The 16694-nt window shown below is 68.4% G+C and carries 1 protein-coding gene and 1 pseudogene (1 of these 2 only partly in view); both read left to right on the top strand.

What is annotated here, in order from left to right; genetic code table 11:
• A protein-coding gene (locus tag J3U87_RS31960; RefSeq protein WP_272932438.1) for an SDR family NAD(P)-dependent oxidoreductase crosses the window boundary here: on the top strand, positions 1-11115 show its 3' portion. The gene continues 20622 nt to the left of window position 1, outside the view; only the last 11115 of its 31737 coding nucleotides appear in the window; its start codon lies off the left edge, out of view; its stop codon occupies positions 11113-11115.
• Positions 11112-16694: pseudogene (locus J3U87_RS31955) on the top strand (SDR family NAD(P)-dependent oxidoreductase); the annotation flags it as partial. The gene J3U87_RS31960 and the pseudogene J3U87_RS31955, both read left to right, overlap by 4 nt.

Genomic DNA, 16694 nt, shown 5'->3' with positions numbered 1-16694 from the left:
CACGTCGCCTGGATCCGTCCGCTCACGGTTGCGAACGGCGCTTCGGCGGACCTGTGCCTGCGCCTGACACCGGCTTCGGAAAGCGGGGGATCGCGCGTCAGGTTCGAGATCGCCTCGGAGCGGCGCGGCGCGAAGAGCCCGGAGGCGAAGGAGCGAAGCGAAACGGGCAGGGAGTCAGGCGCCAGTTCGAAGCGGCTTAGCGCGGAGAGCCCGGAGGTCAAAGAGGGGGCGAGGCCCGGTAGGTTCATCGGCCCGATGAACGCAAACGAAGCGACCCAGCCAGCGGTAAACGCGGAGGCGAAAGAGCGAAGCGAACCGTGCAAGGAGTCAGGCGCCAGTTCGAAGTGGCTTAGCGCGGAGAGCCCGGAGGTCAAAGAGGGTGCGAGGCCCGGTAGGTTCATCGGCCCGATGAACGCAAACGAAGCGACCCAGGGTACGGAAAACGCGGAGGGGAAAGAGCGAAGCGAATCGTGCAAGGAGTCAGGCGCCAGTTCGAAGTGGCTTAGCGCGGAGAGCCCGGAGGTCAAAGAGGGTGCGAGGCCCGGTAGGTTCATCGGCCCGATGAACGCAAACGAAGCGACCCAGGGTACGGAAAACGCGGAGGGGAAAGAGCGAAGCAAACCGTGCAAGGAGTCAGGCGCCAGTTCGAAGCGGCAAGGAATGGCGTTCCCGAACGCCGCAGAGATAAACCACGACGATGCATCCATTGGTTCGATCGATGCCGGCCATGCGACGGAGTCGGTTCGCTCTTGGGCGGAGTCGCCGATCGAAACGGACCGGCTTCGACGGGTTCACCCAGCGGGTGAACCTACCGGGCACGACGCCCCAGATCGGGATGCAAGGACTGCGATGCCTTTCCGAAGCGGGGAGGGGTACGATGCAGAGGAATCGGCCAGCTCTTTTGCGGGGTCGATAAGCGAAGCGGACCGGCTTCGACGGGTTCACCCAGCGGGTGAACCTACCGGGCACGACGCCCCAGATCGAGAAGCAGGGACTGCCTTGCCTTTCCGAAGCGGGGAGGGCGGCCAAGCGAAGCCCTCGGCTGGCGCGGGGGCGGGCTCAACCATCGAAGCGGAGAGGCTTCGACGGGTTCACCCGGCGGGTGAACCTACCGGGCACGACGCCTCGGATCGAGATACGGAAAACGGGCACGACGCCTCAGTTCGAACTACGGAAAGCGGGCACCACGGCTTGGATCAAGCGGCGGGCGTGGTCGTTCACTGCCAAGGGTTTGCCCAGCGCATCGATGCTTCCCACGCGCCGAGCCTGGACCTGGCCGCGATTCGCGCCGCTGCCGGCGCCGTCCCGCTCGATCCCGAGCGCTGCCACGAAGCGCTCGAAGCCGCCGGCGTCCGCCACGGCGCCGCCTTCCGCTGCCTGACCCACCTCACCTACGGCGCCGGCCAAGTGCTCGCCGAGATGCGGCTGCCCGCTGCAGCCCCGGCCGCGAGCGGCCTCGCGCTCCACCCCGGCCTGATGGACGCCGCCCTGCAGGCCGTCGTCGGCCTCGACCTGGGCGCCGGCGCCGTCGTCCAGCCCGCGCTGCCGTTCTCCCTCGATCGAATCGACATCTTCGGCCCCACCCAACCCCAAATGTGGGCCTGGGTCCGACCATCCGGCGAACCCGTCTCCGCTGGTTCGACCGTTCGTGAAACAAGTTCCGTAACGTTCGAAAATCAAGCTAAAGGCTTTGAAAAACCTGTGTTCGGTAACACCGTCGATAAAGGTCGGGCCAGCGGCCTTACCGGCCCTGCCCAACCCAGCGGCGACGACGCCTCGCCCGGAAACGCGGGAACTGTCGAGGGCAGCGCTTCGACAGGATTCCAACCCGAAACCAAGGTCCTCGGCCGGAGCGGCAACTCCGCGATACGCAAGCATGACATCGACCTGTGCGATGCCCAGGGTCGTGTCCGTGTCGCCATGCGCGGCTTCGCCACGCGACCGGCCACCCCGACTTCCCGGATCGAGCGTCGCCAATCCACCGCGCCGGCCCGCGAGCTCCTTCTGGCGCCGGTGTGGACCGCCATCGCCGACAACCGCCTCGCGTTCGACGCGGGCCTCGCCCAACCCCAGGTCGTGGTCGGCGCCGATGCCCCGTTGCGCACCGCCCTCGCACAGCGCTTCCCCAACCTGATCTTTCTGGACGGCGATCTCGAGGTTTGCCGCGCCTGGCTGCGCGATGCGGGCCCGATTCGGCACCTGCTGTGGGTCGCCCCGCCGGAGCCGGCGCGCAATTGCGGCGACGCCGACCTCGTGTCCGCGCAGGAGCGCGGCGCGCTGCACCTGTTCCACCTGATCAAGGCCCTGCTCGACGCGGGTCACGGCTCCTCGCGGCTCGTCCTGACCGCGCTGACCTTCGCCAGCCAAAGCGTCAACGGCCGGGATGCGGTCGACCCGAGCCACGCCGCCGTGCACGGCATGCTGGGCAGCATCGCCAAGGAAATGCCCCAGTGGACGCTGCGTCCCTTCGACCTGGAATCCCGCGCCGGCCTGCCGCTCGACCCGTTGTTCTCCCTGGCCGCCGAGCCAAACGGCAACGGCCTGGCCCATCGCGGCGGCCAATGGTTCCGACTCGACCTGCTGCCCGTGACCCCGCCCGAACCCGGCCAGCCGCCGGTCTATCGCGAGGGTGGTGTCTACGTCGTCATCGGCGGCGCGGGCGGGATCGGTGCCGCCTGGACCCGGCACCTCGTCCAGCACTATCACGCGCGGGTGATTTGGATCGGACGTCGCCCGGCCGACGCCGCCATCGACGCTTCCCTCCGCGAACTCGCCGCCCTGGGGCCCGCGCCGCACTACATCTCCGCCGACGCTGCCGACCGCCAGGCCCTCGAACGGGCCTGCCGCGAGATCGTCCACCGCTTCGGCGCGGTCCACGGTCTGGTCCACTCCGCGATCGTGCTGCGCGACCGCGGCATCGCCGGCATGAGCGAGGCCGACTTCCGCGCCGGCCTCGCAGCCAAGGTCGACACCTGCGTTCACATGGCCGCCGCCTTCGCCGACCAGCCGCTGGATTTCGTGCTCTTTTTCTCTTCCATCATTTCGTGGACCAAGGCGCCCTGCCAGAGCAATTACGCCGGCGGTTCCACCTTCGCCGACGCCTTCGCCGCCCGCCTCCGCCAGGAGCGCGAAAGTGCCGTCAAGGTCATGAACTGGGGCTGGTGGGGCAACACCGGCATCGTCGCGTCCGACGACTACCGCAGCCGCATGCACCGCGCCGGCCTGGCCTCGATCGAACCCGACGAGGGCATGGGCGCGCTCGACCTGCTGCTGGCCGGCCCATTGGACCAGCTCGCCCTGGTGAAAACCCTTCGCGACGGCGTGCTGGACGATGTGCAGGCGGACCAGCGCTTGACGTCTTGCCCGCCACGCCGCGACTCGGTGGCGGCAGTGCTGCGGGAACAGGCCGCGTCCCGGGTGGCCGGCGTCGCGGTGCCCGATGCGGCCGTCAGTTGGTGGAACGCGGACCTGGAAGCCGCGCTTGGCCGTCTGCTCTTCGCCCAACTCCAGGATCTCGGCCTGTTCGCCCAGCCGGAGTTCGACCTGGCCGCCCGCAAGCAGGCCCTCGGCTGGCGCGACCTGTACGATCGCTGGTTCGTCGAGAGCCTGGCCTTTCTCGCCAAAGCGGACCTGGTGACCGAGCTGGGCGGAGATCGCTACCGAGTGAAGGCCGAACCCGTCGATGTGGCCGCCGTCTGGGCCCGGTGGGATCGCCAAAAGGCCCAATGGCTCGACAATCCCCAATTGGCCGCCCTGACCCTGCTCGTCGAGCGCACCCTGCAAGCCCTGCCCGACATCTTGACCGGCCGCGTCGCCGCCACCGACGTCGTGTTCCCCAATGCCTCGCACGAACTTGTCGAAGGAATCTACCGCGGCAACCCGGTCGCCGATTACTTCAACCGCGTGCTCACCGGTCAGATCGTGACCTGGTTGGAAGCGACCCTCGTGCGCGATCCCGGAGCCGCCATCCGCATTTTGGAGATCGGAGCCGGAACCGGCGGCACCACGGCGTGGATCCTGCCCGAACTGGATCGCTGCGGGTCCCACATCGCCGAATACCGCTTCACCGATCTCTCGCACAGTTTCCTGATCCGGGCCCGCAAGACCTTCGGCGCCGATCGAGCCTACTTCACCACCGCCCCGTTCGACGTGTCGCGCTGCCCCGCCGGTCAGGACCTGGACGTGGGCGGTTACGATCTCGTGATCGCCACCAACGTGCTTCACGCGACCGCCGACATCCGCGAAACCCTGCGCCACACCAAGGCGCTGCTGGCCGAGAACGGCGTCTTGATGGTCAACGAGATGAGCTGCAACCCGCTTTGCGGGCACCTGACCTTCGGCTTGCTGGAAGGCTGGTGGCTGGTCGCGGACCCGAGCCTGCGTCTGCCAGGGAGCCCGGGGCTCGCACCCGAGATGTGGCGACGGCTTCTGGTCGAGGAGGGGTTCCGCGAACCGCTGTTCCCGGTTTCCGCGGCCCACCACCTGGGCAACCAACTGATCCTCGCCGAATCGGACGGCCTGGTTCGCGTGACACTGGCCGCCGCAAAACCCGCTTCGATCACGCCCGTGGCCGGGCCGGCGCCGGTATCCGCAGAGCCAGCCGCACCGCGCTCCATCGGCATTGAAATCGACATCGACGCCGTCTTGCGGGCCAAGACCACCGACCTGGTCAAAGGCCTGGTGGCCGACACGTTGGAGATCCCGCGCGGCCGCATCAACGGCGCCACCCCGCTGGAAAAATACGGGATCGACTCGATTCTGGTCATTCAGCTCACCCGCGCTCTGGGTGAGGTGTTCGAAGACATCACCAACACCCTTTTCTTCGAGTTCCAGACGATCGACGCCCTGGTCGACCACTTCGTGCAGACCCGTCGCGACGAGCTGATTCGCGTCGTGGGGCTTCCGCAGCCGGCGCCCGCCTCCGCGTCGATCGCACCGCCGATGGCGGTGCCCGTGGCGCCACCAGTCGCCCAGGTTCGCCCGCCGGCGGGACCGCGTTTCCGTGACGCAGCCGAACCCGCCAAGCGACCGTCCGCCGCCGACCCCGTTCGCGGTCGCGATGTGGCCGTGATCGGTTTGGCCGGCCGTTACCCCGGTGCCGCGGATCCGGCCGCCTTCTGGCGCAACCTGCGCGACGGCGTCAACAGCGTCACCGAAATCCCCGCCGAGCGCTGGAACTGGGCCGATTTCTACGACGAAGAGAAGGGGAAACGCGGCCGCATGTACTCCAAGTGGGGCGGGTTCCTCGACGACGTCGACGCCTTCGACCCGCTGTTCTTCCAAATCTCGCCGCGCGACGCCGAGCGCATGGATCCCCAGGAGCGGCTGTTCCTGGAAACCGCCTGGCAGGTCATGGAAGACGCCGGCTACACGCCCGCCAATCTCTGCCGTCGCGGTGACGGCCGCCGCGACGTGGGCGTTTTCGTCGGGGTCATGAACGGCACCTACAACCGTCCGGCCTCCTTCTCCTCCATTGCCAACCGCGTCTCCTACACCTTCGATTTCCAGGGCCCGAGCCTGGTCGTCGACACCGCCTGCTCGGCGTCCCTGACCGCCATCCACCTCGCGCTGGAAAGCCTGCATGGCGGAACCTGCGGCCTGGCCATCGCCGGCGGCGTCAACTGCATCCTCGACCCGGCCCACTTTCTCAGCCTTTCCGAGCTGACCGTGCTCTCGCCCGGCAACGCCTGTAAATCCTTCGGTTCCGGGGCCGACGGCATCGTCGACGGCGAAGGGGTCGGCGCGGTACTGCTCAAGCCGCTGGCCCAGGCCGTGGCTGACGGCGATCGCATCTACGGCGTCATCAAGGGCAGCATGATCAACGCTGGCGGCAAGACCAACGGCTACACCGTGCCCAATCCGCGCGCCCAGGCCGACCTGGTGCGCGACGCGTTGCGGCGGGCCGACGTGGATGCCCGCACCATCGGGTACTTGGAGGCCCACGGGACCGGTACCATCCTGGGCGACCCGATCGAGATCGCCGGCCTGACGCGCGCCTTCGAGAGCTTCACCCGGGAGCGCGGCTTCTGCGCCATCGGCTCGGCCAAATCGAACATCGGCCATTGTGAAAGCGCGGCAGGCATCGCCGGATTGACCAAAATCCTGCTGCAACTGCGCCACCGAACCATTGCACCGACGCTGCATGCCGAAACGCTGAACCCGGGCATCGATTTCGACCGCACGCCCTTCGTGGTGAATCGTGCGGCGCGGGCCTGGACACCTCGCCACATCGACGGGGTCGCGGTGCCGCGGCGCGCCGGTATTTCCTCCTTCGGTGCGGGCGGCGCCAACGCCCACCTGATCGTCGAGGAACACCAAGTCGAACCGATGCCCGCCCCGGCCGAAACCGAAACCCATCCGCCCGCGATCGTGGTGCTCTCCGCCCGGAACCGCGACCGCCTGCGCGAGGTCGTGGCGCGGCAGCTGGCGTTCGTGGAGCGAGCACAGGGCGCGGAGCGAGACCCCGCCGCGAGCGAGTCGTGTGGCGCACAAATGCACGACGGTTCCGAAGACCTGGGACCGCGCCTGATCAACTTGTTGGCCGTCGAGCTGGGCTTGGCCACGGATCAGGTCACACGCGACGAATCCCTCGGCGAGTACGGCATGGACCGGGTTCAGCGGACGCGGTTCATGGTGCGGCTGCAGGATGCCCTGTCGCTCGAGCTGGATCCCGCGACCTTCCTCGCCCTGGACTCCCTGGCCGAGATCGAAGCTCACTTGCGCCGGCTTCAGCCAGGCATGGGTAGCGGTTCTGCGGGACCCGAACCGGTCGAGATGCGCGGTGACGTGAATCTGCTCGATCTCGCCTACACCCTCCAAGTCGGCCGAGTGGCCATGCCCGCCCGCTTCGGCGTCACCGTGAACTCGTTGGAAGAGCTGGTCGATCGACTGCGCGGCTACCTGGCCGCAGCGGCCGGCGGCGATCTCGCCGGGGAGGAGCCTGCGGAGCACCTGGCCGACACCCTGGCCGTGCTGGCCGCCGACGAGGACGTGGCCGGCCTGGGCGAGCTCTGGTTCCGCAAGGGCAAGTACGACAAGTTGCTGGATTTCTGGTGCAAAGGCCTCGACGTGGATTGGCGCCGGCTCTACGACGAGGGCTACGCCGGCACGCGCAGGCCCCGGCGCATCGGCTTGCCGACCTACCCCTTCGCACGAGAACGGTTCTGGCGACCGGCCGCCCCCACCCAACCCGCCCGTCGAACCGAACCCGCCCGTCGCCTGTCTCGCCTGCTGGAAATGACCTGGGCGGACGCATCACCTGCGGTCGCGTCATCGGTGTCCGACGGCGCCGTGATCCTGGCGACGCGGGCGGTGCTCGGATTGGCGGAGGCCGTCGCGGGCCGCCTGAACGAAGCCCGCATTTGCTGCGTGGACGATGTGCCGTCCCGCGCGGCGGCCCTCGAAGAACCCTGCAAACTCTGGATCGACCTGACCGGTTGCGACCCGGCTCAGGCCAACGCGCTCGGCTGGTTCGAGTGGGTGCGGCAACGCATCGATCGCGGCGCCGGCGGCGCGCTGCTGTTGGGCGTGACGCGCGGTTTGGGTGAGGATCCCGCGGCGGGCGGTCGCGGCGCGCTGCAAGCCTGTCTGTACGCCATGCTGCAAAGCGAATACGGCGCGCTTCGCTCGCGCCACCTGGACCTGGCGCCCGGTGCCGACACCGATACCGCCGCTCGTTGGATCGCCGCCGAGTGCGCCGCGCAAGACGCATTCACCCATGTTCGCTACCGAGACGGTCGCCGCCAGGGCGCCATGCTGCGCGAACGGCCCCCGGCATCGCAGCCGGTCGCGCGGATTTCGTTCCCCGAGGACCGGGTCCTGTGGATCACCGGCGGCACCCGTGGCCTGGGTGCGCTCTGTGCCCGCCACTTCGTGACCCACTACGGCGTGAAGCGCTTGGTGCTCACCGGCCGCCAGGCTCTTCCGCCTCGCGACCAATGGGAAGGCGAGCTCGACCCCGGGGTCGCCGGAAAAATTCGCACGATTCGGGAACTGGAAGCCGCCGGCGCGTGCGTCGAGGTCCTGTCCTTCGACATTGCCGACCGGGTCGCGTTGCAAGGCCATCGCGATCGCGTTCGTGCCGACCTGGGCCCCATCGGCGGCCTGATCCACTGCGCCGGCACCGGCGATCCGGCCAATCCGGCGCTCGTTCGCAAGACCGAGGCGAGCGTGGCCCGCGTCCTGGCGCCCAAGGTGGCCGGCCTCGAAGCGCTCTTCGCCGTTTTCGGTGCCGAGCCGTTGCGGTTCTTCCTCAACTTCTCCTCGGTTTCCGGCATCGTGCCCAGCCTGGCCGTGGGTCACGGCGACTACGCCATGGCCAACGCCTTCATGGACGCCTTCGCTCGCGCCCACCACGAGACGGCACCGCTGGTCAGCATTCAGTGGCCCAGTTGGAAGGAGTCCGGGGTGGGCGAAATCCACAGCGCGGCCTACCGGGCCACGGGCATGCTCAGCCACACCGACGCGGAGGGCCTGGCCCTGCTGGATCGGATCCTGGCCGAGCGCATCGGGCCCGTGGTGCTGCCCGCCGTGGTCGACCCGAATCGCTGGCGGCCCGAGCGGTTGTTGGAGGCTCGGCTCGGGGGAGATGGTGTGGATGGAACTGGGAGGCGTGAGGATGTTCGGCGGGCCGCCGAACCTACCGGGCATGACGCCACTCTGGGTTCGTGGGGGACTTCGAATCGGGCGCCTTCGGTAGGGGATTGGGATCGCGTTCGGCGGGCCGCCGAACCTACCGGGCGCGACGCCACTCTGGGTTCGTGGGGAACTTCGAACTGGGCGCCTTCGGAGGGTGATGGGGATCGTGTTCGGCGGGCCGCCGAACCTACCGGGCCCGGCGCCACTCTGGGTTCGGGGGGGACTTCGAACTGGGCGCCTTCGGTAGGGGATGGGGATCGCGTTCGGCGGGCCGCCGAACCTACCGGGCGCGACGCCACTCTGGGTTCGTGGGGAACTCCGGACCGGGCGCCTTCGGTAGGGGATGGGGATCGCGTTCGGCGGGCCGCCGAACCTACCGGGCATGACGCCACTCAGGGTTCGTGGGGGACTTCTAACTGGGCGCCTTCGGAGGGTGATGGGGATCGCGTTCGGCGGGCCGCCGAACCTACCGGGCGCGACGCCACTCAGGGTTCGTCGGGGACTTCGAACGTTGGGGCTTCGGGTGCGGTGTCGGGTCGTGGTGACCTTCTCGCCGCCACGCGGCGCTGGTTGACTTCGCTGTTCTGCGCCGAGCTCAAGTTGGATGCCGCCGAACTGGGACCCCGTACGCCGTTCCCCGAGGTCGGCGTCGACTCGATCCTCCTGGCCCAGGTCGCCAAGGACCTCAACCGGGCCCTCGGCCGCGAGTTGGACCCCTCGCTCATGTTCGAGGTCAACACCATTCGCGACCTCTCGGCCTGGCTGCTGGACCACTTCGAAGCGGAACTGCGGACAGCCCTGGACGCCGCGACGCCTTCACGGGACGCAGCGCTTCCCGTTGGCGCAGAAGCGCAACTGGCGGCCCTGTCTTCCGGACCACCAGCTCTGAAGGCCGAGGTTCAACCTGTCCCTGCACCGGCTCCGGCCACATCCACCGCGGCCGAGCGCGGCCACCGCGACATCGCCGTGATCGGCCTCTCGTGCCGGTTCCCGGGCGCGCCCTCGCCCGAGGCCTACTGGCAACTGCTCTGCCGCGGCGAGTGCGCCATCGCACCCGTCCCGGCCGCGCGCTGGGGTTACGAGAGCGACTTCCAGGCGGGCATGATCGAGGATATTCACCGCTTCGACACCGACACCTTCCTGATCCCCGAGAAAGACGCGGCAGCCATGGATCCCCAGGCGCTGGTCGTGCTGGAAGAGAGCCTGAAGCTGCTCTACCGCTCCGGCTACACCCCCGACGAAGTCAAGGGTCGGCCGCTGGGCGTCTACCTGGGCGCCCGCAGCCAGCACCTGCCCGAGGACCGGCGGCTCCACGAGGCCGTCAACCCGATCGTGGCGATCGGCCAGAACTACCTCGCCGCCAACATCTCCCAATTCTTCGACCTGCGCGGCCCGAGCCTGGTCCTCGATACCGCCTGCTCCTCGGCGCTGGTGGCCATGAACGGCGCGATCGGCGACCTGCAGCGCGGCGAGGTCGAGGCCGCCCTCGTGGGCGGGATCAGCCTGCTCACGGGAGACCGGGCCCACCGGTTGTTCCACCAGCGCGGGATTTTGAGCCCGGACGCGGCCTTCCACGTGTTCGACCAGCGCGCCCAGGGCGTGGTGCTGGGCGAAGGCGTGGGCCTGGTGATGCTGAAGACCCTGGATGCGGCCCTGCGCGACGGCGACGCGATCCACGCGGTCGTCCGCGGCCTGGCCATCAACAACGACGGCCGCACGGCGGGGCCCGCCTCACCCAATCCCGAGGCCCAGAAGGCGGTGATGCGCCAGGCCCTGGCCAAGAGCGGCCACGGACCCGGCGACATCGGCTACATCGAGGTCAACGGCTCCGGCTCCCACATCACCGACCTGCTCGAATTGAAGGCCGTCGACGCGATCTACGGCCGCGATCGCCGGACGTCCTGCGGGCTCGGCTCCATGAAGCCCAACATCGGGCATCCGCTCTGCGCCGAGGGCATCGCCGGCTTCATCAAGGTCGTGCTCATGCTCCGGAACCGGCGCCTGGTGCCGTTCCTCTCCGGCAAACAGCCGCTGAAGCATTTCGATCTGGCCCAATCGCCATTCACCTTCCCGCGCAAGGCCGAGCCCTGGTCCGACCCGTTGCCGGTGGCCGCCATCAACTGCTTCGCCGACGGCGGCACCAACGCCCACGTGATCCTGCAACCGATGATCGATCCCGCCGCTCCTCGAGCCACCCGCCAAGCCCTGCCCTTGCCGCAGTTGAACCGCCGCGCCGTGCAGTCCGAGCCACCGCGCCCATCCCATTCGGATGGGGCCGAGCCGGGCGCCGCGACCGCGACCTCAATCGAACGCGAAACGATCGCCGAAACCGGCGGTTTGCGCGAGTCCGCCGACACCGGACGACCCACGATCGGGCCGCCCACCAGCGAGCGTTCCACGACGCCGGGTTCCGTGCCCGCCAGGGCCAATTTCTGGCGGCGCAGCCAGGTGAGCCAACCGCAGAAGGCGCGCGAATGAAGCACGAAGGTGAAGCGATGAACACCCAATTCTTATTCACACACGATCATCCGGTCTTCCAGAACCACAAGGTCTACGGAACGGCCCTGCTGCCAGGGATGGCGTACATCGACCTGCTGTTCCAGATCTTCCTGGAGCGCGGGTTCGAGCTGGCCGAACTGGAGCTGCGCCACCTTTCGCTCCACAACCCGCTCACCGTCGATGCGGATGCCGCCATCCTGGTGGACGTGCGCTGCTCGGCCAAGCGGCCCGATTGCTGGGAACTGCGGGTGACGGGTCGTGCCCGGCGCGCCGGCCTGCTCGCGGCGGACGTGCGCACCTACGTGACGGCCGAAATGGTGCGGCGCGAACCGACCACCTTCGACAAGACGATCGACATCGAGTCGCTGAAGGCCACGGCCAGCTCCGTTCGCCCATTGAATCGCATCTACGAACGCTCGCGCGAGCTGGAGCTGGTCCACAGCGGCATGATGGTCGCCGACGGCACCATCTACGAGGCCGAAAGCGGCTTGCTGCTGGACCTGGGCCTGGGGCCCGAGGGGCTTGCCGATGCCGAAGCCTTCTGCCTGCACCCGACCCTGATCGACGCCTCGGGGGTGGGCTCCGCGGCCCTGTTCTTCCCGCTGCTGGGCGGCGAGGAGCGCCTGTTCCTGCCGCTGTTCTTCCAATCCTTCGCGGTAGCCGAACCGATTCGGCGCAGGTGCCTGACCACCATCGATCGCGACGCGATTCGCCTCGAAAAGGAACTGATGACGCAAAGTTGGGAGTTCTTCGACCCTTCCGGCCGCAAAATCGCCGAGCTGCGTCACTTCGTCAACAAGCTGGTGCGCGAGCCGGGCCTGATCAATCCGGGCCGCAAAGCCGAGGCGTACGATTCCGAGCCGGCCGAAGCGACCGTCGTGGCCGAGTCCGCGACACTGGATGCCGACGAAACCGCGCCGGCCGAGCGCCCGTCCCAAGCGGGGCGAGATGCCGTCAAACGGGCCGAACGCTACCTGCAGGAGGTGTTGGCGGAACGGCTCGGGCGGGCGCCGGACGCCATCGACCCCGCCATCGGCTACTACCAGATGGGCCTGGACTCCTCGCGGCTGCTCCACATCGTCTCGCGGCTGAGCGATGACCTGCAGAGCGAGCTTTCGCCGATCCTGCTGTTCGAGTACACCAACGTCGCCGAATTGGCGGCCTTCCTGGCCGAGCACCATGGCGAACGATTCGGCGGGCGCGCCGAGCAAGCCGAGCAGGGCGGGGAAGTGGCCTCACGCCCGCCGGCCGCCGCGGAAATCGTCGCCCCGCCGCCGGGAGACCATACCGCCACCGGCGACGTGGCGGTGATCGGGCTGGCCGGCCGCTATCCCAAGGCCCGCGACATCCGCGCGTTCTGGCGCAACCTGGTGGCCGGCTTGGATTGTATCGAGGAGATCCCGGCCGATCGCTGGGACTGGCGCCGGTTGATGGCGATCAAGTCGCCTTCCGGCAAGCCGATGTGCCGCTGGGGCGGGTTCCTGGAAGACATCGACAAGTTCGACCCGCTGTTTTTCAACATGGCGCCGAGCCATGCCGAGATCATCGACCCCCAGGAGCGGCTGTTCCTGCAAACCTGTTGGGAGGCGATCGAGGACGCGGGCTACACGCCGGCCAACCTGGTGGCGTCGCACGGCGCGGCGCGGCGCCGTCACGTAGGCGTCTACGTGGGCTGCATGCACAAGGACTACAGCCTGGTGGGCCTGGACGCCATCGCCGGTGACAACGTCTTCCCGCTGTCACTGAACTACGCCCAGATCGCCAATCGCGTCTCCTACACCTTCAACTTTCACGGGCCCAGCATGGCGATCGACACGGTCTGCAGTTCGTCGCTGACGGCACTGCACCTGGCGCTGGAGAGCCTGCGCACCGGCGAGGCCGAGGTGGCCCTGGCCGGCGGCGTCAACCTTTCGCTGCACCCGACCAAGTACGTGGCCTACGGCACCGCCGACATGCACGCCAGCGACGGCCGCTGCCGCACCTTCGGCGCCGGCGGCGACGGCTACGTGCCCGCCGAGGGTGTGGGCGCCGTGCTGCTCAAGCCGCTCGCCCGGGCCGAGGCCGACGGCGACCACATCTACGCCGTCATCAAGGGCAGCACCGTCAACCACGTAGGCACCGTCAGCGGGATCTCGGTGCCCAGCCCGGTGGCCCAGGCGGAAATGGTCTCGGCCTGCCTGGCCAAGACCGGCATCGACCCGCGCACCATCAGCTACGTCGAAGCGCACGGGACCGGCACCTCCTTGGGCGATCCGATCGAAATCCAGGGTTTGGTCAAGGCCTTTCGGCGGCATACGGCCGATCGCGGGTTTTGCGCCATCGGTTCGGTCAAATCGAACATCGGCCACGCCGAGGCCGCCGCGGGCATCAGCGGGCTCAGCAAGGTCGTGCTGCAGTTGCACCACCGCACCCTGGTGCCCTCGCTCCATTCCCGCGATCTCAACCCCTACATCGATTTCGAGAACTCACCCTTCGTCGTGCAACAGGAAACCCGACCCTGGGCGGCACCCGAACCCGGATCGGCCGATGCACCGCAACCTAGCCCGCGGCGCGCGGCGATCAGTTCCTTCGGTGCCGGCGGCGCCAATGCCCACGTGATCCTGGAAGAGTACCGGAGACCGGCGCGCCCGTCGTTGCCGTCGCAGGTCGGGGCCGCGAACGAGGCGGCCCTGGTGGTGCTTTCGGCCAAGGACGCGCGCGGCCTGCTGGCGTCGGCCGCCAACCTGCTGGCCTTCCTGAAGACGGAGGTTCGCGACCAGGCCCCCAGCGCCGATGTCGACGATCTGGCCATCCTGCTCGGCGAGGTGCTCGGCGTCGACCCGGGCGACATCGATCCCCAGGTTCCGCTGGCCGACTTCGGGCTGGACCCGGTCCAGCAATCCGAGTTCCGCCGGCTCCTTTCCGAACGGCTCGGCATCGAGATCGAGGCCCACGAGGTTTTGGCACTGGAACCCTTGGCCCGGATCGGGGCCGCCGCCGGCGCGGGCCAGGAAGAGATTCAAATCGAAGGTGACCCGCCGACCCTGCGCGATGTGGCCTACACCCTTCAGGTGGGTCGCGAGGCGATGGACCTTCGCTTCGGGGTGGCGGTCCGTGATCTGGACGAGCTCGCCGCGGCGCTCGAAGCCTTCGTGGCGCGTGGCGTCGATGCCGAAGCCGGCGATGAGGCCTACCGCTTCGGCGCGGTCAAACGCGAGAACGGCAGCTTGGCCCTGTTCGAGGCCGACGCCGCGCAGAAGGCCAGCATCGAGGAAGGTCTCGAACGGGGCGACTTGGCGCCGCTGCTCGAACTCTGGATCGAAGGTCTCGTCTTCGACTGGGCCGGACTCTACGGCGATTCGAAACCCCGGCGCGTGAGCCTGCCCACCTACCCCTTCGCCCGCGACCGATACTGGGTGCCCCAACCCGCCCATCCCGCACCCGCCGAAGCGCGTTACGTCACGCCCTCGATCCCGCCGTTCGCGGACGTGGCGGCGCCCGGTTCCGCGGCGCGAATCGAGCGGTCTAGCGCGGGATCGACCCAATGGCTTTTCTTCGAAGAGCGATGGCTGCCGCGCACCTATCCCGAGAGCATCGACTGGGCGGCCGCCCTGCGGCGTTACGATGGCCGCCGCGTGCTGATCCTCCATGACGACGAGGCGGCGGCCGCCGCCCTGCGCGGTTTGCTCGATCGCATGGCCCAGGCCGTCGGCTTGACGCTTGGCCTCGATCTCCAAGTGCGCCATCTGGCCGAACTGGCGGCCCACGACCTGCGCGACCTACCCGACGCGGTCCTGATCCTGGGACCAGTGACCGCCGACCGGGATGTGGCACCAGCGGACGAAGCGCGATTGCTGGACGTGTTTCGCGTCAGCCAACTACTGATGCAGGAGGCATGGGCCCAGCCGATTCGGCTGCTCTACCTCTACGGCGGATCGCGGGAACGACCCCGTCTCGATTGCGAGGCGTTGTCCGGCTTCATGATGTCGGCCATGAAGGAGAACCCGAAACATCACTGGACGCTCGTGGGCCACTACGACCGCGAGGCGCGCCCAAATGCCCATCAACTCCTTCTGCGCGAGTGGCTTGCCGATAGCGAACTCGAACCGGAAGCCGGCGCGATGTGTCACGTTCGTGTCGAGGAGGGGCAGACCCGCACGGTGCGTCTCGCACCCGCCGAACTGGAATTGGGTGCGCGATCGAACCTGCGCCGTCGCGGAACCTACCTCGTGAGCGGTGGCCTGGGCCCGGTGGGAGCGCTGTTGTGCCGCGAACTGGCCCGTCACTGCCAGGCCAACTTGATCATCTTGTCGCGCGGCGAACTGGACGAAGCGAGAGCCGAAACTTGCCGCGAGCTGGAAGACTTGGGCGCGACGGTCCACTACCTCGCGGTGGACGTGAGCGACCGCGAGGCCCTGACGCAGGCCGTCACCGCCGCCAAAGCGGCGATGGGCGCCATCCACGGCGTGATCCATTTGGCTCGCCTGGTGGAGGACGGGCCGATCATCGCCAAGCAGCCCGAATCCATCCACCGCGTCGTTCAGGCCAAGATGCGCGGCACCCTGCTGCTGGACGAAGCGACCGCGGACGAGCCGCTCGACTTTTTCCTGGCCTTTTCGTCGGTGGGCGCCTACGGCACGCGCGGCTCCTGTGACTACGGCTATGCCACGGCCTTCCAAAACGCCTTTGCCGTCCACCGCAACCGGCTGCGCGACAAGGGCCTGCGTTCCGGCACCACGGTCTCCCAATGCTGGGGTGCCTGGACGGTCGACCGCTACATGCCCGAGGGTCGCGACGCCCACATGCGCGGCCTGGGTCTCGACCTGATCCGCATCGAGGATGCCTTCCCCGTGATGGATGCCGCGGCCCGATTCGACGGCGGTGTCTTGGGTTTGGTCGCGGTAACCGATCTGGAAAAGGTCGCGCGCGGCATGGGTTTGCTGGGTTACGACGCGGTGGCGTCCTCGGCCGCGGTGTCGCGTCTGGAGGCCCGGCTGGCGCGATGGGAGCGCGACGTCGCCGACGGTCGAGCTCCTCGGATCGAGGAGCTGAACGACGTCCTGACGGTCGAGGAACTGGAAGCGCTCGAGCCGCAATGGATCGAGCGACTGCACGCCGTGTTCTTCCCCGATCGGCCGGCACCTGCCGAGGATCGCGTCGTCGAGCGTCGCCAAGCCGAAACCGAGCCGGCCACATCGGAAACGGCCCGAACGGTCCCGGAACGACCCGCGGTGGGATCGTCTCCCCAAGCAGGCCCGATCGCGGGTGACGCCACCACGGGCGGGGGCCAGACCCGCACCCCGTCTCGAGAGACCGCCCCGGTGCGCGAAACGTCCACGGCCCGGCCGGCCACCGCCACCGCCGAGCCGGATCCCGACGACGTGGCCGGCACCATGCGGGTCATTCGCGAAACCCTGTCCGAAGTGCTCAAGCTCAGCCAGGTCGACGAACGCCAGTCCTTCCAGAACTACGGCCTGGATTCCATCTCCGGGATGCAGTTCTCCACCCGGCTCGAGAAGAAGCTCAAATGCGAGGTCCAGCCCCAATGGCTGCTGGAGTTCTCCACCGTCGAAACCCTG

This window comes from Sulfidibacter corallicola (genome assembly GCF_017498545.1).
In the GTDB taxonomy this organism is placed as follows: domain Bacteria; phylum Acidobacteriota; class Holophagae; order Acanthopleuribacterales; family Acanthopleuribacteraceae; genus Sulfidibacter; species Sulfidibacter corallicola.
This window is presented reverse-complemented; position numbering and strand designations above follow the sequence as displayed.